The sequence below is a fragment of the Stenotrophomonas sp. YJH_SMC_10 genome, assembly GCF_059371555.1.
On the sequence record NZ_JCAFUS010000003.1, the window covers coordinates 149,537 to 168,889 of the forward strand.

14 protein-coding genes are annotated in these 19,353 nt (G+C 68.5%); 4 read left to right on the top strand and 10 right to left on the bottom strand.

The window, feature by feature from the left end; all coding sequences use genetic code 11:
* Positions 1–66: 66 nt before the first annotated feature.
* The 3 genes from AC5P9C_RS06345 (at position 67) to AC5P9C_RS06355 (ending at position 1,550) form a co-directional block, all read left to right on the top strand.
* Positions 67–255, top strand: a complete 189-nt coding sequence (locus AC5P9C_RS06345) for a hypothetical protein (RefSeq protein WP_343540428.1) — start codon at positions 67–69, stop codon at positions 253–255.
* Between the two features lie 101 nt (positions 256–356).
* Positions 357–995 (top strand): DUF6766 family protein, encoded by a 639-nt coding sequence (locus tag AC5P9C_RS06350; RefSeq protein WP_343540426.1) that lies wholly within the window; start codon positions 357–359, stop codon positions 993–995.
* A 3-nt stretch (positions 996–998) separates the two neighbouring features.
* Positions 999–1,550, top strand: coding sequence for a cysteine hydrolase family protein (locus AC5P9C_RS06355; protein WP_343540424.1), 552 nt, complete (start codon positions 999–1,001; stop codon positions 1,548–1,550).
* A 39-nt stretch (positions 1,551–1,589) separates the two neighbouring features.
* On the opposite strand, the gene AC5P9C_RS06360 is transcribed toward AC5P9C_RS06355, so the two are convergent.
* The 8 genes from AC5P9C_RS06360 to AC5P9C_RS06395 form a co-directional block, all read right to left on the bottom strand.
* The gene (locus AC5P9C_RS06360; protein WP_240908298.1) at positions 1,590–2,015 is read right to left on the bottom strand and encodes a Rap1a/Tai family immunity protein; all 426 of its coding nucleotides are present in this window, start codon (positions 2,013–2,015) and stop codon (positions 1,590–1,592) included.
* Between the two features lie 81 nt (positions 2,016–2,096).
* On the bottom strand, positions 2,097–2,942 hold the full coding sequence (locus AC5P9C_RS06365; protein ID WP_343543380.1) for an aldose epimerase family protein: 846 nt from the start codon (positions 2,940–2,942) through the stop codon (positions 2,097–2,099).
* Complete coding sequence (locus tag AC5P9C_RS06370; RefSeq protein ID WP_343543379.1) at positions 2,932–3,969, bottom strand: glycoside hydrolase family 43 protein; 1,038 nt, start codon at positions 3,967–3,969, stop codon at positions 2,932–2,934. Before AC5P9C_RS06370 ends, AC5P9C_RS06365 begins: the two co-directional genes overlap by 11 nt.
* Before the next feature lie 16 nt (positions 3,970–3,985).
* Positions 3,986–5,464 carry an MFS transporter gene (locus tag AC5P9C_RS06375; RefSeq protein WP_343543378.1) on the bottom strand — a complete coding sequence of 493 codons (1,479 nt, stop codon included), beginning with the start codon at positions 5,462–5,464 and terminating at the stop codon, positions 3,986–3,988.
* A gap of 56 nt (positions 5,465–5,520) precedes the next feature.
* Positions 5,521–8,139 (bottom strand): glycoside hydrolase family 3 protein, encoded by a 2,619-nt coding sequence (locus AC5P9C_RS06380; protein ID WP_414615002.1) that lies wholly within the window; start codon positions 8,137–8,139, stop codon positions 5,521–5,523.
* A 74-nt stretch (positions 8,140–8,213) separates the two neighbouring features.
* Positions 8,214–9,908: a glycoside hydrolase family 43 protein gene (locus AC5P9C_RS06385; RefSeq protein WP_343541767.1), complete on the bottom strand. Its 1,695-nt coding sequence runs from the start codon at positions 9,906–9,908 to the stop codon at positions 8,214–8,216.
* Positions 9,909–9,961: 53 nt separating this feature from the next.
* Positions 9,962–11,950 (bottom strand): sialate O-acetylesterase, encoded by a 1,989-nt coding sequence (locus AC5P9C_RS06390; RefSeq protein WP_343541763.1) that lies wholly within the window; start codon positions 11,948–11,950, stop codon positions 9,962–9,964.
* The gene (locus AC5P9C_RS06395; protein ID WP_343541761.1) at positions 11,947–14,121 is read right to left on the bottom strand and encodes an alpha-glucuronidase family glycosyl hydrolase; all 2,175 of its coding nucleotides are present in this window, start codon (positions 14,119–14,121) and stop codon (positions 11,947–11,949) included. The genes AC5P9C_RS06390 and AC5P9C_RS06395 overlap by 4 nt, the downstream gene beginning before the upstream one ends.
* Positions 14,122–14,213: 92 nt before the next feature.
* Here AC5P9C_RS06395 and AC5P9C_RS06400 point away from each other — a divergent pair, with 92 nt between their 5' ends.
* On the top strand, positions 14,214–15,272 hold the full coding sequence (locus tag AC5P9C_RS06400) for a substrate-binding domain-containing protein (RefSeq protein WP_197638688.1): 1,059 nt from the start codon (positions 14,214–14,216) through the stop codon (positions 15,270–15,272).
* A gap of 70 nt (positions 15,273–15,342) precedes the next feature.
* Here the strand turns inward: AC5P9C_RS06400 and AC5P9C_RS06405 are convergent, their stop codons facing one another.
* Together AC5P9C_RS06405 and AC5P9C_RS06410 are read right to left on the bottom strand one after the other, a co-directional pair.
* Positions 15,343–17,904 (bottom strand): glycoside hydrolase family 3 N-terminal domain-containing protein, encoded by a 2,562-nt coding sequence (locus tag AC5P9C_RS06405; RefSeq protein ID WP_343541759.1) that lies wholly within the window; start codon positions 17,902–17,904, stop codon positions 15,343–15,345.
* A complete protein-coding gene (locus AC5P9C_RS06410; protein ID WP_343541765.1) occupies positions 17,901–19,310 on the bottom strand; it encodes a sugar porter family MFS transporter in 1,410 nt (469 codons plus the stop codon). Before AC5P9C_RS06410 ends, AC5P9C_RS06405 begins: the two co-directional genes overlap by 4 nt.
* Between the last annotated feature and the right edge of the window lie 43 nt (positions 19,311–19,353).

Below are 19,353 nucleotides of genomic sequence, written 5' to 3' on the forward strand. Positions count from 1 at the left end.
TTGCGCAGCGTCGTCGCGTTAACCCGGCCTGCGGCAGGCTTCAGGTTCCCGCCGCAGGAGCTGCACATGAACGACAAACTGCCTTTCAATCCAACCACAGACGTGGACGATCAGTCGAAGGCGCATACGCCGGACAAGCGGCGCAATGACCACGCCAGGTGGAAGGACCACGACATGCCTGACGATGGCCATGGCCCCAAGGCGGTGCCGGAAGACTACGAGCGGCCCGATCCCGATCCCACCGGGCGGCGTTGAGTCCGTCTCACGCACTGGATGCGCAGGATTCACGGATGCTTGTCCGCGACCCGAGCACGCTCCATGACATGCCTTCCGGAGTGACCTGAACGAGGTGCTGCATGTGGAAACGCAATGGTCTGTCGCTGGTACTGCTTGCGCTCACTGCAGTGTTCATCATCGGGCAGGCGGTAGCGGGGCACCACGTGCACAACCAGGAGCTGGTCGAGCACGGCCGCGCACCGCTTGATCTCTGGCACTACCTGGCCACGGGTCATTTCGTCAGCGCCACGTTCGAGAACTGGGAAAGCGAATTCCTGCAGATGGGGATGTACGTGCTGCTTACGGTCAGCCTGCGCCAGCGAGGCTCGGCCGAGTCGCGGCCGTTCGATCCGGCGCAGGAACACAGCCGCGTCGAGCCAGGTTCCATGCCATGGCCGGTCAGGCGCGGTGGCGTGTGGAAGGTTCTCTACGGCCACTCGCTGGCCATTGCGTTCGGGCTGCTGTTCCTGCTCAGTTTTACGCTGCATGCACTGGGGAGCTGGCGGGCCGAACAAGCCGAACAGCAGTTGCAGGGCCTGCCCGGGCCCGGCTTCCTCGAACACCTGGCCAGCAGCACGTTCTGGTTCGAATCCATGCAGAACTGGCAGAGTGAGTTCCTGGCCGTGTTGTCCCTGGTGGTGCTGACGATCTTCCTGCGCCAGAAGGATTCACCGCAGTCCAAGGCAGTCGAGGCGCCGCATGCGCAGACCGGAGATTGAGCCATGCAGACGCACCCAGCGACCGCGTTGCTGATCATCGACATGTTCAGTCGTTTTGATTTTCCCGGGGCAGCGCAGCTGGTCCCCAGCGCGGAGAAGGCGGCCAGGCAGATCCGGCGCCTGCGCGATCGCTTCGACGCACGGCAGTGGCCGGTGATCTATGCCAACGACAACTTTTCGGAGTGGAAGCAGGATTTCCGCCAGCAGGTGGCGCAGTGCGTGCAGGATGGCGGCCCGGCCGCCCGGATTGCCACGATGCTGTCTCCCACTGCCGACCATTATTTCGTGCTCAAGCCCAAGCACTCTGCCTTCCTGGCCAGCCCCTTGCCGATCCTGCTGGCCAAACTGGGCGTGCGCCGCCTCTGGCTCAGCGGGATGACGGCGGACTCCTGTGTCCTGGCCACCGCCTTGGATGCCAACGCCAGGGAATTCGAGGTGCGGGTGGCGCCAGAGGCCGTTGCCGGGCTGCCTGCCGCGAAACGGCGTGCCATGGCCCTGCTCGCCAATTCCGGTGCGGCGCAGGTGGAGCGCTTCAGGATGCCTGCGCGCGGCTGACAGCTGCGCCGGGCACGGCCGGCCGGACGCTGCACCGGCTCACTTCCCTGCCGGGCCGCACGGGAAGGCCTGCTCCAGCGCTTCCACCACCAGCACCGACGCATCCTCATGCAGACGGCGCTGCGGCAGCTGCCGGAGGTGCGTGGCAACGCGATCCACCAGTTCGTGCGGCAGGATCTGGCCCTGTCCACACCAGTGCCCACGACTGGCATCGGCGACACCCTGGATATACGCGCTGGCGCGGGCGCTGGACTGGGAGCGGCACTGCTCGCCGGCGCAGAATCCGTCCGCCGCGTTTCCCTGCAACAGCGACACCAGCTCGCTTCCAGTGACGAACCACGTACGTGCCTGCGGGGCCGCGGCCGCCGATGCGCTGCCTGCCCACAGGCAGGCAAGACCCAGTGCCCACATCGGGAAGAGGCGACGCGGCGGCGCGGTGGAGCGCCCGCTGTTGGCAGGATTCATGGTGGCCGGTCTGCTGCTGGAGGTCACAGAAGTATGTACCAGACCCTGCAGGACCCCGCCATATCCGTCCGTGCGCCCGGCTCAAGCGCCGTCGACCGACCACGCCAGTTCGAACGTCAACGCCAGCCGCTGCCCCGGCTCCAGCCGATGCGGCGCCAGGGTGAACCCATCCGGCGGGCCACTCTGCGGCTCGACACAGGTTGCGTGTGACGCGCCGTCGTAGACCACCCAATGGTCGTGGTCTGACCGCAGCCGCAGTCGTTGGCCACCACGCAGCAGCGTGATGCAACTGTCTGCGATGAAGCAGTCGTCCCATGGGCCGTGGGCAGGAGACACACAGGGCAGCGTGGCGATGCCCTCCCCGTCCCGCGGGTACATCGCGCGGGGCGAGAACAGCAGCCGCTCTGGCTTGAGAAACCAGGGGTGCCAGCCCAGCACCGCCGGCATCGCGCGCTCGCCTGCCTGGACCGAAAGACGCAGCTGCAGGCGGTGAGGCTGCAGGGCGACCTCCTGCGTTGCAACGCCGCCAAACGGCCAGTACCTGTCGCACGGCAGCGCCAGCGACAGCGTGGCCGTGGCCGCCTCCATGCGCTCGACCTGCCAGGGCCGCGTGAAGCCCACGCCATGGATGGCATGCCCGCCGAAATTGAGCGGCAGCGCGTGCGGCGCGCCATCGAAGCGGAACTTTCCCCGGCGGATGCGCCCGGCCCACGGCACCATCGGGTAGCAGCCCCACGCGATTGCGGCCGGACCCGCCTGCTGCGGATCCACCAGCCACTCCATGCCGCGGTAGCGCAGGTGCGCCACGCGCCCGCCTTCTCCTGTCGCCAGCGCGACCTCCAGGTCGCCACACCTCAGCCAGTGCAGCTCACCGGCCGGCAGCGCGGCGAGCGCATCGTCCACCGCCGGCACGCGCTCACGCACCATAGGGATCGATCGTGCGGATGCTGCCGTCCGGCTCCATGTGCAGCGGCGTGCACTTGGCCGAGCGCAGGTGGGTGACGCCGCCCGACAGCAGTGCATCGTGATAGAACAGGTACCACTGCCCTTCGAACTGGCAGATGGAGTGGTGCGTGGTCCAGCCCACGACGGGCGTGAGGATCACGCCGCCATAGGTGAACGGCCCGTAGGGACTGTCGCCCACCGCATAGCACAGCAGGTGCGTGTTGCCGGTGGAATACGAGAGGTAGTACCGGCCCTGGTACTTGTGCAGCCAGGGCCCCTCGAAGAAGCGTCGCGCGTGATCATCCGCGCGCAGTGGCTGGCCATGCTCATCCAGGATCTGTACCTCTCGCGTGGCTTCGGCCAGCTCGGTCATGCCCGCGTCCAGCCGGCCCACGCGCGGGCCCAGGGCCGGTGCGCTGCCCTCGGGCTCCTGGTGGGCGTCGTCGTACTGGTTGTCACGATACCTCTGCAACTGCCCGCCCCAGATGCCGCCGAAGTACAGGTAGTGGCTGCCGTCGTCGTCCTCGAACACGGCCGGGTCGATCGAGTAGGCCCCCTTCATCGGCTCTGCGCGGGCAACGAACGGGCCCTCGGGACGCTCACCGATGGCCACGCCGATGCGGAAGCGACCGCAGGCATCCTTGGCCGGGAAGTAAAGGTAGTAGCGGCCGTCGCGACAGGCGGCATCAGGCGCCCACATCTGCTTGCGGGCCCAGGCCACGTCGCGTACGTGCAGCACGCAGCCGCAATCGACGGCGGCGCTGTCGGGCGTATCCATCCGCAGCACATGGTAATCCTGCATGCCGAAATGGCCGCCCTCATCGTCGAACGGCTGCCCGCCGTCGATGTCATGCGACGGATAGATGTACACGCGCCCCTCGAATACATGTGCCGAGGGATCGGCGGTGTAGATGTGGGTCACCAGCGGTTGCGAAATGGCATGCGTGGCGAGCTGCGCCAGACGGGCTTCACGGGCCCGGCCGTCTTCACCGGCAGAGAGGTCGATCATGGTCGTCATCTTGGAGTTAAGCGTCGGCGGAGCGGCGACGCAGCAGGAGATCCTGTTCGATGCGGGTTTCGGCACGCTTGTCGATCTCGTAGGCGAACAGCAGCGCCACCGCGAGCAGGAAGGGAATGGCGCAGTAGACGCTGACGGTCAGCCGTATGCCTTCCACCACCGCCTCGGGCTGCTGTGCCAGGCCCGCCTGGTAGCCGTAGTGGGCAAGAATGGCGGCCACCAGTGCACCGCCCACGCTGAGGCCGATCTTCAGGCCGCACAGCATCGCCGAGAAGATGATCGCAGTGGCGCGGCGGTGGTTCTTCCACTCGGAGTAATCCGCTACGTCCGCGATCATCGCCCACAGCAGCGGGATGGTGATGCCGTAGCAGAAGCCATGCAGCATGAAGGCGCCGAAGGCCACGGAGACCGCAGTGGGTGGGAAGAAGTAGAAGGCGAGCAGGAACAACGTCGAGACGAACAGCGCGCCGCCAAAGACATCGCGCTTTCCGAAGCGGTCGGCGAGCCGTCGCGACAGGCCGATGCCCAGGATCATGCAGAGGATGCCGCAGGCGTTGAACAGGCTGAAAGCCGAGGTGGCGGCATCCGTGGGCCAGGTGAATGCCGCAAAGCCGGCACGGGCCAGGCCGGCGTTCAAGCCGCCGATCAGCCCATTGAATCCCGAATCCTGCAGGAATGCGGCCAGTGCCGCTTCACTCATGTAGTACTGGAAGTAATAGATGTAGCTGCCGCCTTTCAGCGCCAGGTTGATGAACACCAGCACGGTCAGCGCGAGCATCACCTGCCACGGCCGGTTGTGCAGCAGGTCGGACAGGTCCTGCAGTACGCCGCCACTCTGCTCGCGGGTCGGCACGATGCGTTCACGGGTGGTGGCGAAGGTGATCAGGAAGAACAGCGTGCCGATGATGGCGAACGCGGTCATCACCTGTTCGAAGCCGCGCACCCGGTCGCCGTCCCCCAGGATCAGCACCAGTGGCATCAACAGCACCTGGATGATGAACTGCGCGATCATCACGGCCACGAACCGGTACGCCGAGAGGCTGTTGCGCTGGGCCATGCTGCCGGTCAGTACACCGCTCAACGCGGAGTACGGCAGGTTGTTCGCGGCGTAGACGCAGACCAGCAGCGCGTAGGTGGTCAGCGCGTAGACCACCTTCCCACGTTCGCCCAGGTCCGGTGTACTGAACGCCAGCAGTGACAGCACGCCGAACGGAATGGCCGTCCACAGGATCCACGGGCGGAAGCGCCCCCAGCGCGTGGACGTGCGGTCGGCCGCGATGCCGATCAACGGGGTGAACACGAATGCGCCAAGCAGGCCGACCACGAAGATGATCGTTGCCGCCGTAGCAGCCGGCAGGCGATAGACGTCGGTGTAGAAGAACGCCAGATAGGTAATCAGGGTCTGGAAGATCAGGTTGGCCGCGAGATCGCCCAGGCTGTAGCCGAGCTTTTCGCGTACCGATAGCGCGTGTTCAGTGCTTGCCATGCAGCGGACGTCCTGGAAAAGGGATCTGAACGGATGGGAGTGGCCGGCGGTGACGATCAGTCATGCGTGGGCACCACCGTGAACCTGCCCTGCGCACGCACATCCGCACTGGACGCCCCGACCCTGACCTCGTAGGCACCCGGCCGCACCACGTACGCGGCGCGGGCGTCGTCATAGTGGCGCAGCGCCTGCGGCGCCTCCAGGTTGAATGCCACCGTGCGGCGTTCGCCCGGAGCCAGGTGGACACGCTGGAAGCCGCGCAGCTCCTGCACGGCGTCGGCCGTGCTGCCGCGCTCGCGTCGTACATACAGCTGCACCACCTCGTCACCGGCGCGGCTGCCGGCGTTCGCCACGTCCACCTGCACGCGCAGGTGGCCGTCGGCGCGGATCGCATCCGCATCCAGGCGGAGGCCTCCGTACTCGAACCGCGTGTACGACAGCCCGTGGCCGAACGGATACAGCGGGGTACCGCGGAAGTAGCGGTAGGTGCGGCCCTCCATGGCGTAGTCGTCGAACGCCGGCATTACTTCGCCTGCCTTGTAGAAGGTGACCGGCAAGCGACCCGCCGGATTGATGTCGCCGAACAGCGCCTGGCCGACGGCAGTGCCGCCGCGCTGGCCCGGGTACCAGCTCATCAGGATCGCCGGCAGGTGTGCCTGCGCCCAGTCCACGGCGATGGCCGAACCGCCGGTGAGCACCATCACCACCGGCTTGCCGGTACCGTGCAGGGCCTCCAGCAGGGTGCGCTGGGGCGCAGGCAGCCGCAGATCGGTGCGGTCACCGCCGGCAAAGCCGGGATAGTTGACGGTCATCTCCTCGCCTTCGACATCGCCGGTAAGGCCACCGACGAACACCACCATGTCGGCATCGCGTGCGGCATCGAGCGCTTCATCGAACGGCGCCTTGGCGCCGGGCATGCGCCAGCCCAGGCGCACGCCGGCATCGCGCTGGTCGTCGTAGTACTCCAGCTTCAGCTCATAGGCCCGCCCGGCCTGCAGGTCGACTTCAATGCCTTCCGCATGCAGCCGGTCATTGTTTACCCAGTGATCGATCACGCGCTTGCCGTCCAGATACAGCCGGTAGCCATCGTCGCCGGCCACTTCCAGACGATAGCGGCCGGACACCGGCGGCAGCAGCTGGCCGCTCCAGCGGATGCTGAAGCGGTCGTTCGGGATCCCCTGCCCCGGTGCCGCTTCGCCGCGCGCCAGCAGGTTGTCGGTCGGCGAGCCGAGGTCCCAACGGAAGCCGATCTGCGCGTCGGTACGCACCAGGGCTGGAGTGCCGGACAGGTCTGGCGTGCGGAAGTACTCGCCGCGCAGGCCACGCTCGGGCGAGTCCGCCGATGGCCGCAGGAAGGTTGGCTCGATCAGCGGCGTGGCACCGGGATCGTCGCGCCCTTCCACCAGGTCCACGCCGCGGGCATAGCGCACCTCGACGCCCCTGGCCGCCTCGCGTATGCCCTGCAGGATCGTGACCGGCGCCGCCGGTGTGCCGAAGTAGTTGCCGAGCAGTGCCATGGTGTCGTCGGCGGTGGGTCCGACCACGGCAATGCGCTTGAGGTCGCGCGACAGCGGCAGGATGCCGTCGTTCTTCAGCAGCACCAGCGACGCCTGCGCGGCCTTGAGAGCCAGCGCATCATGGGCCGGGGCCTGGTTCACCGACGCCGGAATGCGCGCCCAGCGCACCCGCTCCGGCGGATCGAACATGCCCAAGCGCATCCGTGCGGTGAACAGGCGTGTCACCGCATCGTCGATCTCCGCTTCGCTGATCAGCCCCTGGCGCACTGCGGCAGGCAGCGTGGCGTACTCCTGGCCACATTCCAGCTCGGTGCCGTTCCTGACCGCCAGCGCCGCGGCGGCTTCGCGCGTGGCGACGATACGGTGGTGCTTCCAGATGTCGACGATGGCCCAGCAGTCCGAGACCACGTAGCCCTTGAAGCCCCAGTCGCGCCGCAGCACATCACGCAGCAGGAAGCGGCTGGCACTGGCGGACTCGCCGTACACGCGGTTGTAGGCGCCCATGACCGCATCCACGTCGCCTTCCTTGACCAGCGCTTCGAACGCCGGCAGGTAGGTGTCGTAGAGGTCACGACGGCTCGGGCGTGCGTCGAAGTGATGGCGGTCGGCTTCCGGGCCGCTGTGCACCGCCAGATGCTTGGCGGTGGCGTCCAGCTTGCGGTAGACCGGGTCGTCGCCCTGCAGGCCGCGCACGAAGGCCACGCCCATGCGGGCGGTGAGGTAGGGATCCTCGCCATAGGTTTCCTGGCCGCGGCCCCAGCGCGGGTCACGGAAGATGTTGACGTTCGGCGACCAGAAGGTCAGCCCCTGGTAACGCCCGTGCGCGCCTTCGCGGAGGAACTGGTGGTGCTTCGCGCGGGCCTCGTCGCTGATGGTCGTGGCCACTTGCCCCATCAACGGCACGTCGAAGGTCGCGGCCAGGCCGATCGCCTGCGGAAACACCGTGGCCTGCCCTGCCCGTGCCACGCCGTGCAATCCCTCGTTCCACCAGTCGTAGGCGGGCACTCCCAGGCGTTCGATCGCCGGCGCAGCGTTCTGCATCTGCGCGGCCTTCTCTTCCAGCGTCATCTGCGCGACGAGTGCGGCGGCCCGTTGCTCGAAGCTGGCCGAAGGATCCAGCCAGGGCTGCGGCGATGCCGCCGACGCGACGGTCGCCATGCATGCCAGGACGGCCAGGAGCGGCAGGCCGTGCAACCTGCTGCGACGGGCGGCGATGGACAGTGACGGCAACTTCATTTGCTCCTCCCGGTGCGCTCATCGCGCGCAAAGGGACCCAGCAGTGCGCCTACGAAGCCGCCTGCCCGGTCCGTACTCAGAACGGTGCCATCCACCTTGCCTGCGAGCAGCTGCCAGCCCTGCCCGTCGCCAGTGTCGAACGAGAACGTGTAGTCACCCTCGTTGCCGGCAATCTTCAGCCGCAACGCCTCCGGTGCCCGCACTTCGCGGGTGGCCAGTGTGCGCGTACTGCCACCGCCGTCACGGACTTCCAGGAACAGCGCAAGCCGCTCGTCCGGCAGGCTGCGAACGCCCAGGAAATACCAGTACGCCTCGCTCTGGAACGCGGCCAGGCCGGCCGCCACGCCAGGCCCGGGGCGGCTCATCGCGGTGCTCGCCTCGAACTGCAGGTGCTGCTGGCGTCGGCCAAGGAACGCCGGATTGCGCAGCGTGTCCAGGTCCTCGGCAAGCGGGTGCACGGCCAGCATTCCCGGACGCGTGGCCAGGTCGGCCCAGGCATGCTTGGGCACCCGCACGCGCAGCCACTGCCGATCAAGCGTCGGGCCATCAAAGTTGTCGCGCTCGACGAAGTTGCCGGTCGAGGGGGCCTGGGATGCCTCGCCCTGCATCCACGACGGCGCCTTGGCCACGTAGGGGATGGCCTGGTCGGTCGGCAGGATCCGTGGCCAGCCGTCCTGCCAGCGCACCGGCAGCAGATAGGTCTCGCGCCCGGTGTTGTAGTGGCGCTTCTGATAGTTGCGGCTGGCCAGGAACACCGCCCACCACGAACCATCCGGGCCTTCGACCAGGTCGGCATGGCCGGCATTGGTGATCGGCAGCGGTCGGTCGTCGGGCAGCTCGCGCTGGGTCAGGATCGGATTGCCCGCGTAGGGGACATACGGGCCCCACACGGTGCGGCTGCGCAGCACCACCTGCGAGTGCTGCGGCCCGGTGCCGCCTTCGGCATCGGACAGGTAATACCAGCCCTGGCGCTTGTAGATGTGGGGGCCTTCGATCCAGATCGGGTTCTTGGCTGGCTCCACGCCCGCATCGACCAGCACCCGTCGCGGCCCCACCGGCTGGAAGGCGGCCAGATCGATCTGCTGCATCCAGATCGCGCGGTGGCCGTCGTAGCGGGGTGTGCCGGGCGGTGCGTCGTTGTTGATCAGGTACACCTTGCCGTCGTCATCGAAGAACAGTGATGGATCGATGCCGTCGATGCCGGGCAGCCAGTGCGGGTCCGACCATGGCCCGGCCGGGTCGCGCGCGGTGGCAATGAAGTTGCCGCCACTGTCGGTGGCCGTGGTCACCACGTAGAAGACCCCATCGTGGTACTCGATGGTGGGGGCGAAGATGCCGCGGGAGACGCTCAACCCGTCGAAGTCCAGCTGCGTCGGCCGCTCGATCACATTGCCGATCTGCTTCCAGTGCACCAGGTCGGCACTCTCGAACACCGGAATGCCCGGGAAGTACGTGAAGCTGGAATTGACCAGGTAGAACCGGCCGTTCGCGCTCACGATGCTGGGATCGGCATGGAAGCCGGCCAGCACTGGATTGCGGTAGTGGCCGGCCGGCAGCGGCGTGTCGAACGCCGCGTCGTGGCCGCGATATTCGAACCAGTCGAAGTACACCGGCGGTGCGTCCGCCGGCGCGCTGGCCGGGCTGGTTGCGGCCGACAGCAGGAGTGCCGCCGCCAGCAGGGGGCGCACCAGTGACCTCAGGCCGGCCCTGTCGCGGGCCGGAGGGGACTGCTTGGACAACGTCATCATCGTCGCGTCTCGGCTTCGGCAATGGGAAGTTCAAAGGGGCCTGCCGGCGCCCCGCTGCGGTCGCGCAGCGTGCACACCGGGCCATCGGCCCAGCAGTAGCGGACATGCGTTGCACGCCTCGACAGCGGGCCGCGCAGCAGCACCCGGTGCCCCTCCAGTGCAGCGTCGCCGTACTCGCAGTGGCGGGTATCGCGCTCCGACCCGCAGAATTCAAAGCCGATCGGACCCACCGCGCCGGTCGCGGTGAGTGCGCCGTCGACGTCCTCGAACGCAATGGCCACGCCCGCGGGCGTCCGCACCGCGGTGACCGCCCGCGGACCTGAAGGCGCCACGTCCTGCTCGCCGTACACGACGTGGCGCGCCACGCGCGCCAGGCGGCGCCCGAGTTCCTGCTTGTTCGGTGGATGGATGTCGTAGGCATCGCCGATGTCGATGGCGATGGCGAGCCCGCTCTGCGCATCTTCGGCCGCGACCCGCCGCTGCGCCTCGCGCACCTGTGCCCAGCCGCTGTCGGCCGGCGCAACCGGTGGCTGGCCATAACCGGCCAGCTGCACCAGCAACAGGGGCAGGCGTGCGCCGAACTGCCGCCGCCAGTCGTCGCGCAGCGCACGCAGGCGCAGCGCATACGTCGCGCCCTCGCCGGTGTTCGATTCCCCTTGATACCAGAGCATGCCGCGCAGCCCGACGCCGCCGAGCGGCGCGATCATCCCGTTGTACAGCGTCGACAGCCCGGTGGCGGCCTGCCAGGGGGCAAATGGCGGCGCCTGTCGGCCCGGCGCCACCCGGTACTTCCACGGCGCCTGCAGTACCACCCGCTCACCGTTGTCGAGCAGCAGGCCGTGTGCCGTCGCGGGGCCCGCCAGGCCACCTTCGCCGTAGGTGTCGAGCACGTTGACCGCAACGCTGTTCAAGCCTGTCTTCAACAGGCCGCGGGGCAACGGGTAGCGCCTCTCGCCGGCGCCGTACTGGCTGCCCACGGCAACGCCGTTCACCCAGGTCACGTCCGCCTCGTCGGCCGATCCCAGCTCCAGGGTCGCACCGCGTGCAGCCTGTCCAGCGCTCAGCACCACCTGCGTTCGATACCAGACCATGCCGTTGTAGTCGGCAAGCGCGGGCACGTTCCACCGCTCCCACGCCCCCAACGCCGCCGGTGCGCGCGACCATCCGCGGTCATCGGTGTCCGCGCGCCAGGGCGCGTCGCCGGGCGGCGCGCCCTCACGCGTGGCCCACCAGTGCTGCCAGTAGCGGCCCCAGGCTGCGCGTGCCGCCAGCGGATCACGCGCGGACCGCGCGAGGATATCAAGGGACTCGTCCATGCCGCCCTGCCCTCGAAGTGCATCGGCACGGGTCCAGGCCTCGATCCGCGAGCCGCCCCACGCCGCCTGGATCAGCCCCATCGGCACGTCGACCGTGCGCTGCAGCTCGCGGGCGAAGTAGAAGCAGGCTGCCGAGAAGTCGCGGACCGCATCGGGCGTTGCCGGCGACCATGCGACACGACCATTGAAATGCGCCTGCGCCTGCACGGCCGCGGCGTGCGGCACAGTGAACAGCCGGATGCGTGGGATCGTGGCCGCGGCGATCTCGCTGGCTGCGTTGAGCGAGCGCCACACCGGAAGTTCCATGTTCGACTGGCCCGCGCACAACCAGACGTCGCCGACCAGCACATCGCGCACTGACTCACGCCGGGGCCCGGCGGCGGCCTCCAGGGTGTATGGCCCGCCTGCGCCGGTGGCAGGCAGCGTCGCCTGCCAGCGGCCCGTGGCGTCGGCGTGGGTGGTCACCGCCTGGCCGGCGAAGGTCACCGACACCACCTCCCCGGCCCGGGCCTGGCCCCAGACGGCGATCGGCTGGTCACGCTGCAGGACCGCGTGGTCCTGGAACAGCGGGTCCAGCAACCCTGCCGTTTCAGCGGCCGCGGCCGGCACGGCAGGCCACGCCAGCACCATCATCGCCGCCGCACGCGCGGCCCATCCGATCCGGCTCATCGCCCATCCCCGGGTGCGAAAGGAAACTGCAACGCCTGGTAGTACGCCAACGGATGCGGCGGTGGCCGTTCGCCGGCTGGCAGCGGCCGTCCGCTGAGTGACTGGAAGTACGCCACGCTGGCATCACGCCACCATTGCGCTTCGTCGCGCTGGATCTGCAGGAACGCAGCAACGTGCCGATGCCGCTGCGGATCGATCCGGTCGCGCAGGCCTGCCCAGGTCGCCTGCATCGACTGCACCTGGCGCACGCCGCGCGAATAGCGCCCGACCAGTTCGTCCCAGAGCGTCCTGCCCGAGCGCATGCGGTGATCCCACGGCACATGATGGAACCACAGCAGCAGCGGCTCGGGCACCCGCGCCGGGTCGCCATAGACCTCGGCCACCTGCGGCGCATACTGGCCCACCGCGTTGCTTCCGCGGGCGCTGCGGTCGAAACCAATGCCGTCGCGGCCTGCGCGGTGGTAGTACACCGACGTCCAGTCCGCGCGCGGGCCCCCGTCCACCCAGGGGCCAGGGCCGTAGTGATGGCCGCGCGCCATCAGGTGATGCAGGCCCAGCGGCGTCATGTAATCCACCGCCGCCTCGCGCGAGTCCATCATCATCCGCACGATCGGGCCGGTCACCTGCGGGTCGGGCGAGAAGGTCAGCGCGGCCCAGTCCTCGGCGATGCCGCGCGCGGACTGCCGTGGATCCCAGGCCAGTCGCCCGAACGCATACCAGTTGGCCTGGTCGAAATGCGAGCCGCTCCAGGTGCGCTCCACGCCGATGTTGGCGACGCCGGCGATGCCGCTCAGCGCATGGCCCTCCAGCGAGCCATCAACCACGCGGGCGACCGTGGAGCCTTCGCCGCGGGCATGGGTATCGGCCTGCAGCACTTCCTGGTAGAGCGTTCCCAGATACACCAGGTGTGTCGCGAAGCCCAGGTACTCCTTGGTGATCTGCAGTTCCAGCATCAGCGGCGTGCGTGGCATGGCGCCGAACAGCGGATGGAACGGCTCGCGCGGCTGGAAGTCGATGGGGCCGTTCTTCACCTGCAGGATCACGTTCGGGCGGAAGGCACCGTCGAGCCCGACGAATTCGCTGTAGGCCTGCTTGGCGCGATCATCGGGCACTTCGTGCGAGTACACGAAGGCCCGCCACATCACCACGCCGTTGTACGGCGCCAGTGCGTCGGCCAGCAGGTTGGCACCGTCGGCGTGGGAACGACCGTAGTCCTGCGGGCCGGGTTGCCCCTCCGAGTTTGCCTTGACCAGGAAGCCACCGAAATCCGGAATGAGCGCATGGATCTCATCGACCTTGTCGCGCCACCAGCGCTGTACACCCGGATCGAATGGATCGGCGGTCGCCAGCCCGCCCAACTCGATGGGCGCACTGAAACGCGCGCTCAGGTACACCCGGATGCCGTAGGGACGGAACAGGTCGGCCAATGCGGCCGCCTTGGCCAGATAGGCCGGCGACAGGCTGAGGGCGCTGGCATTGACGTTGTTCAGGACGGTGCCGTTGATGCCGAGCGAGGCGTTGGCCCGCGCGTAATCGGTGTAGCGCGGATCCTGCCAGTGCGGCAGGGTCTGCCAGTCCCACAGCGAGCTGCCCGCATAGCCGCGCTCGACGTAGCGATCCAGGTTGTCCCAATGGTCGAGTACACGCAGGGCGACCCGTGGCGACTCACGCACCTCCAGCCCCAGCAGCGACGTGCCACGCTGCAGCAGGCGCAGCAGATGGAACGTGCCATACAACACGCCGACGTCCCCGCGCGCCGCCACCAGCAGCACATCGCGTCCGTCGATCTGGACCCGCCGGATCAGGAACCCGTCGTCGCCCAGCGTGGCGATCTCCTTGCCAAACCCGGCGACCAGGGCCGAGGACTGCGGCGTACCCAGCACCAGGGCATGGCCGGCGCTGATCGCCGTCCGCATCGGCGGCGCCGATCCCAGCAAGCCTGGCAGGCTGCGCGCCAGCTCATCGCGGGTGGCACGCTGGACCGGCGTGCGGTCCGGCGCAACCACCTCCGACAGTTGCAGCCGGTACTCGGCGGCGACCGCCGGGGCAACCGGCACGTAACGCATCCACAACGCGTAGCCGTCCTCCGCGTGCACGCCGCCGGCGCACGCCAGCAGCGCCAGGAGGGCGCACAGCCGCTTGCCGACAGCGCGGAACAACGGCGTTAACATGCGCCTTTGTAGACTACGGCCGGGCCCGCGACGGTTCATCATCGTCCCGCGCACCGGCGCGGCAGCGCCACCAAGACCAAAGGGATCGTGCATTGGACAAGCCGAAGAAGTCGGTTCGCCGCAGAACCGCAGGCGTGACCATCGACGAGGTCGCGGCCCTTGCCGGCGTTTCGCCGATGACCGTGTCGCGGGTGATCAACCAGGGCAAGGTGCGTGACGTCACCCGCGAGCGCGTGCTGCGCGCCGTGCGCGAGCTGGGCTATACGCCCAATCTTGCCGCCAGCTCGCTGGCCGCCGCGCAGCACACGCGCATTGCCCTGATCTATACCAACCCCAGCGGCGCCTACCTGCGCGAGCTGCTGGTGGGGCTGCTGCGTGTCGCGTCCAGTTCCGCGCTCCAGCTGGTCATCGACTACTGGGACAACCTGGATGCCGAGTCCGAGCGCAGGGCGGCGCGTGCGCTTGCCGGGCGCGTCGACGGGGTGATCCTGCCGCCGCCCCTGTGCGAATCGCAGGCCGCGGTAAGCGAACTGGTCAAGGCAGGCATTCCGGTGGTGGCCATCGCATCGGGTCGCCTGAGCGACGCCCTGTCCTGTGTCCGCATCGACGATTTCAGCGCCGGCAGGGAAATGACCGAGCACCTGCTCCGCCAGGGGCACACCCGTATCGGATTCATCCGCGGACGCACTGACCTGAGCGCGAGTGCGCTGCGCTACGACGGCTTCGTCACGGCGCTGCGCGAGGCGGGGCTGGCGGTGGAACCCGGCCTGGTCCAGCACGGCGACTATACCTACCGGTCCGGCCTGGCCGCGGCTGAAAAACTGCTCTCCCAGCGCCGGCCGCCGACGGCGATCTTCGCCAGCAACGACGACATGGGCGCCGCCGCCATTTCGGTGGCGCATCGGCGCGGACTGGACGTCCCGCGCGACCTGTCGGTGGTCGGCTTCGATGACACCTCGGCCGCAACCACCGTGTGGCCGGAACTGACCACGATCCACCAGCCGATCGCCTTCATGGCCAACGCGGCGATCGACATCCTGCTGCGCACCATCCGCCGTCCCAGTGGCGACACGCCCGTGCTGCGCGACCACGTGGTGCCGCACCGGTTGATCGCACGTGATTCGGTCGCCGCGCCGCCCAAGCCCCGATAGCGCTCGCGCCTGGCTCACGCGCGCGGCCTCGCGGTGCATGTACCGGCAGCGATGGCTGCGGTGCGGACGATCATCGCGCATCGCAGCGCACCGTGACCTGCGCCTCGTTCAATGCCCCCAGGGCGACGCGGGACACCGAGAGCGTCATGGCGCCGGCCGTGGCCAGCGCCCAGGGCCGGTCGAGCGCATCCAGCTTCGCACCGGCCGCGGCCAGGCATTTCAGCGGAACACCTACCCGCGTCCACTGGCCCGCCGGCATGGCGGCCAAGGTGGGCGCGATGGCGATCCGCGCCGAACAGCCGGCACCACAGCCTACCGACAGCCATGCCTGGCCACGCGGTGCCGCATCAACGCGCAACGTGGTCAACAGCATCAGGTCACCGTTGGCCTCGCGCTGCAGGTCCAGTGGCGTGTGCGACTGCAGCGCGACGACAGCCTCGCCGTTGCCCGACCACGCCAGCCGCCGCCCGTCTTCCTGGGCCAGGTGATCCACGCCGGTGATCTTCAACCGGTCGCCGGGCAAGGCACCCGGCACGCGGGTCACGTTCAACCCCTGCCCTGCCGCATCCTCGATCCGCAGCGCCATGCCGGGGCCCGCGTCACCGCGCGCGAAGAACACGCCGGACGCGCCTTCGTTGCCGGTGAGGCCCGACGCCTCGGGCAGCACGGGCAGGTCGCCCTTGTCGGCATAGGTCAGGCCGAAGCCGAATGCGAACAACGGGTCGTAGTCCTTCTGGCCCACGTTGTTGGCGTACTGCGTGGCGGTACGCGGCCAGCTGAAACTGAGCCTGCCCTTGAAATCGTGCTGCACGCGGCCATCGGCCCCGCGCAGCAGCACATCGGCGATGCCGCCGCCTTCCGAGCCCGGCAGCCAGGCGGCCACGAAGGCATCGACGGCGTTGATTTCCCGGTTCACCCACAGCGGCCGCCCGCTCAGGAAGACCGCAACGACCGGGATGCCCTCGGCCTTGAGCCGCCTGAGCAGCGCCAGGTCCGTCTCGTCGCCCGGTTTGTAGGCCAAGGTGGGCCGGTCCCCCTGGAACTCGGCATAGGGGTCTTCGCCAAACACCACCACGGCCACGTCGGGCTTCACCGCGTAGCGGCCGTCAACGGCAAGCACGGCCTCACCGCCGGCCGCCGTGGCCTGCCGCGCGATGCCCTCGTAGATCGAGTCCGCGTTGGGAAAGTCCTTGCGGGTGGTACCGGTGCCCTGCCAGTTGAGCGTCCAGCCGCCGGCCTGCTTGCCGACATCGTCGGCGCCGTCGCCGGCCACCAGGATCCGCTGCTTCGGCGACAGCGGCAGCAGGCCGTTCTGGTTCTTCAGCAGCACCAGCGATTCGCGTACCGCCTGGCGGGCCACCGCGCGATGCTCGGGCGCGCCGATCAGTGCGAACTGGCCGCCAACGGCCCGCGACGACGGCCGGCCCGCTTCGAACAGGCCGAGCCGGAACTTGACGCGCAGGATGCGGCGCACCGCGTCATCCAGGCGCTGCGATGAAATCCGCCCGTCCTTCGCCGCTGCCAGCGTGGTCTCGTAGAAGCCCTTCCAGCTGTCCGACGCCATCGCCATGTCCAGGCCAGCGTTGATGGTGGCCGGGCAGTCCGTGGTGGTGCAGCCTTTGACCTGGCCATGGCCGTTCCAGTCACCGACCACGAAGCCACCGAACTGCATGCGCCCCTTGAGCACGTCGGTGAGGTAATGCCGGTGCCCGTGCATCTTTTCACCGTTGACGCTGTTGAAGGAGGCCATGGCCGTCTGCGCGCCGGCGGCGATCGCCGGGGGATATCCGGCCGCGTGGATGCGCACCAGGTCGGGCTCGCTGATGCGCGTGTCGCCCTGGTCCTTGCCGCCGGTGGTGCCACCATCGCCGAGGAAGTGCTTCACCGACGCGATCACATGACGGCCATCGAGAAACTCGGGCGTCCCTACCCTGCCCTGCAATCCCTCCACCATGGCGCCCGCGTAGCTGGCCACCACCTCGGGCGATTCCGAGTAGCCCTCGTAGGTGCGGCCCCAGCGATCATCCTGGGGTACCGCAACGGTCGGCGCGAACGTCCACTCCATGCCGGTGACGCGGGTCTCCAGGGCGGTGATGCCACCGATCTGCCGCAGCAGCTCCGGATTGCGCGTGGCACCCAGCCCGATGTTGTGCGGGAACAACGTGGCGCCAATGATGTTGCTCTGCCCATGCACGGCGTCGATGCCGAACAGCACTGGAATGGCTTTGCCGCCGTTGGAGGTATCCATGGACGCGTCATAGAACGCATCGGCCAGCGCCAGCCATTCGGCCGGTGACGCGTCGTAGCGGCCACCCGGGTCGGAATTGCCACCGGCCAGGATCGAACCGAGGCGGTAGCGCCGCACGTCATCGGGAGTGAGGCTGGCGATGTCGCCCTGCACGAGCTGGCCGACCTTTTCCTCCACCGTCATGCCGGCCATCAGGTCGGTGATCCGCTTCTCCAGGGCAGGATCCTCGGCCAGTGGCCAGGTGACCTGCGGCCACGGGTCGCTGCCGGTTGCCGCTGTGGCGGCGGGCCGGTCCTGGCCGTGGCAGCCCAGCAATGCCAGCGCCAGCACGGCGACCAGGGCGCCGGTGCGGGATACGGAGGTCTGCAATGCCATGGTGCTCATCCTTCCATCTGCTCCAGTTCCTTGCCCTTGGTCTCGTGCACATGCCGGACCACGAAGCTCACCGAGATGATCGCCGCCACCAGGTAGATGCCGTAGGTGGCCGCCAGCCCGGCCGCAGCCAGCAGCATCGGGAACGTCACCGTCACCACGAAGTTGGACGTCCATTGCGCCGCGCCGGCGACCGCCAGGGCCGAACCGCGGATCTGGTTCGGGAACATCTCGCCCAGCATCACCCACATCACCGGCCCCCAGGACAGGTTGAAGAACACGACGTAGGCATTGGCCGCCACCAGTGCCAGCGTGCCCATGCGACCGGGCAGCTGCAGGTGCCCGTCGGCCAGCGAACCGCTGGCAAAGGCCACCACCACCAGTGCCAGTGACAGCGACATCCCGGCCGAGCCGAACCACAGCAACGGCTTGCGGCCGATCCGGTCGATCAGCAGCACCGTGACCACGCAGGCACCGATGCTCAGCGCGCCGGACAGCACGTTGATCAGCAGTGCGTCGTTCTCGGAGAACCCGACCGCCTGCCACAGCACGGCGCCGTAATAGAACACCACGTTGATGCCGACCAGCTGCTGGAAGCAGGCCAGGCCGACGCCGACCCACACGATCGGGCGGATCCGCCCGGTCGCCCGGCTCTTCAGGTCGGACAGGCGCGGGCGATGGTGGTCGTTGGACAGCGAGGCATCGATCTCTTCGAGCGTGGCGCGGGCCTTGTCGCTGCCGAGCAGCCGGGTGAGCACGCGCAGCGCGTCGTCCTTGCGCCGCTTCACCACCAGGTAGCGCGGGCTCTCAGGAATGGTCAGCAACAGCAGCAGGAACACCAGCGACGGCGCGGCCTGCATCCAGAACATCCAGCGCCAGGCGGCCTGCCCGGCCCACAGCGGCTCGGTTGACGCGCCCGCTGCGGCCGCCAGCAGGTAGTTGGACAGGAAGGCAGCGGTGAGCCCGGTGATGATGGCGATCTGCTGCACCGTGGCCAGGCGGCCGCGATAGCGGGCCGGAGCGACCTCGGCAATGTAGGCCGGCGAGATCACGCTCGCCGCGCCGACCGCGAATCCGCCCACCACCCGCGCCGCAATGAACCAGCCCGACGAGACCGCCGCCCCGGCACCGAGTGCCGACAGCAGGAACATCACCGCCGACAGGATCAGCACGTTGCGGCGGCCGAGGCGGTCGGCCAGGCGGCCGGCACTGAACGCGCCCACCGCACAGCCCAGCAGCATCGACGCGATCTCGAACCCCTGCATCCATTCACCGGACCGGAACGCCTGGTGCAGGCCATCCTGGGTGCCATTGATCACACCACTGTCGAAGCCGAACAGAAAACCGCCAATCGTCGCTACCACGCTGATCAGTACGATCAGCCGGGTGTTCTCCCCGCTGCCTGCTGCCTGGTTCATCCCCGTCCCCTTGAGTGCACCGTTGCCGCCGTTGGCCTGCCTG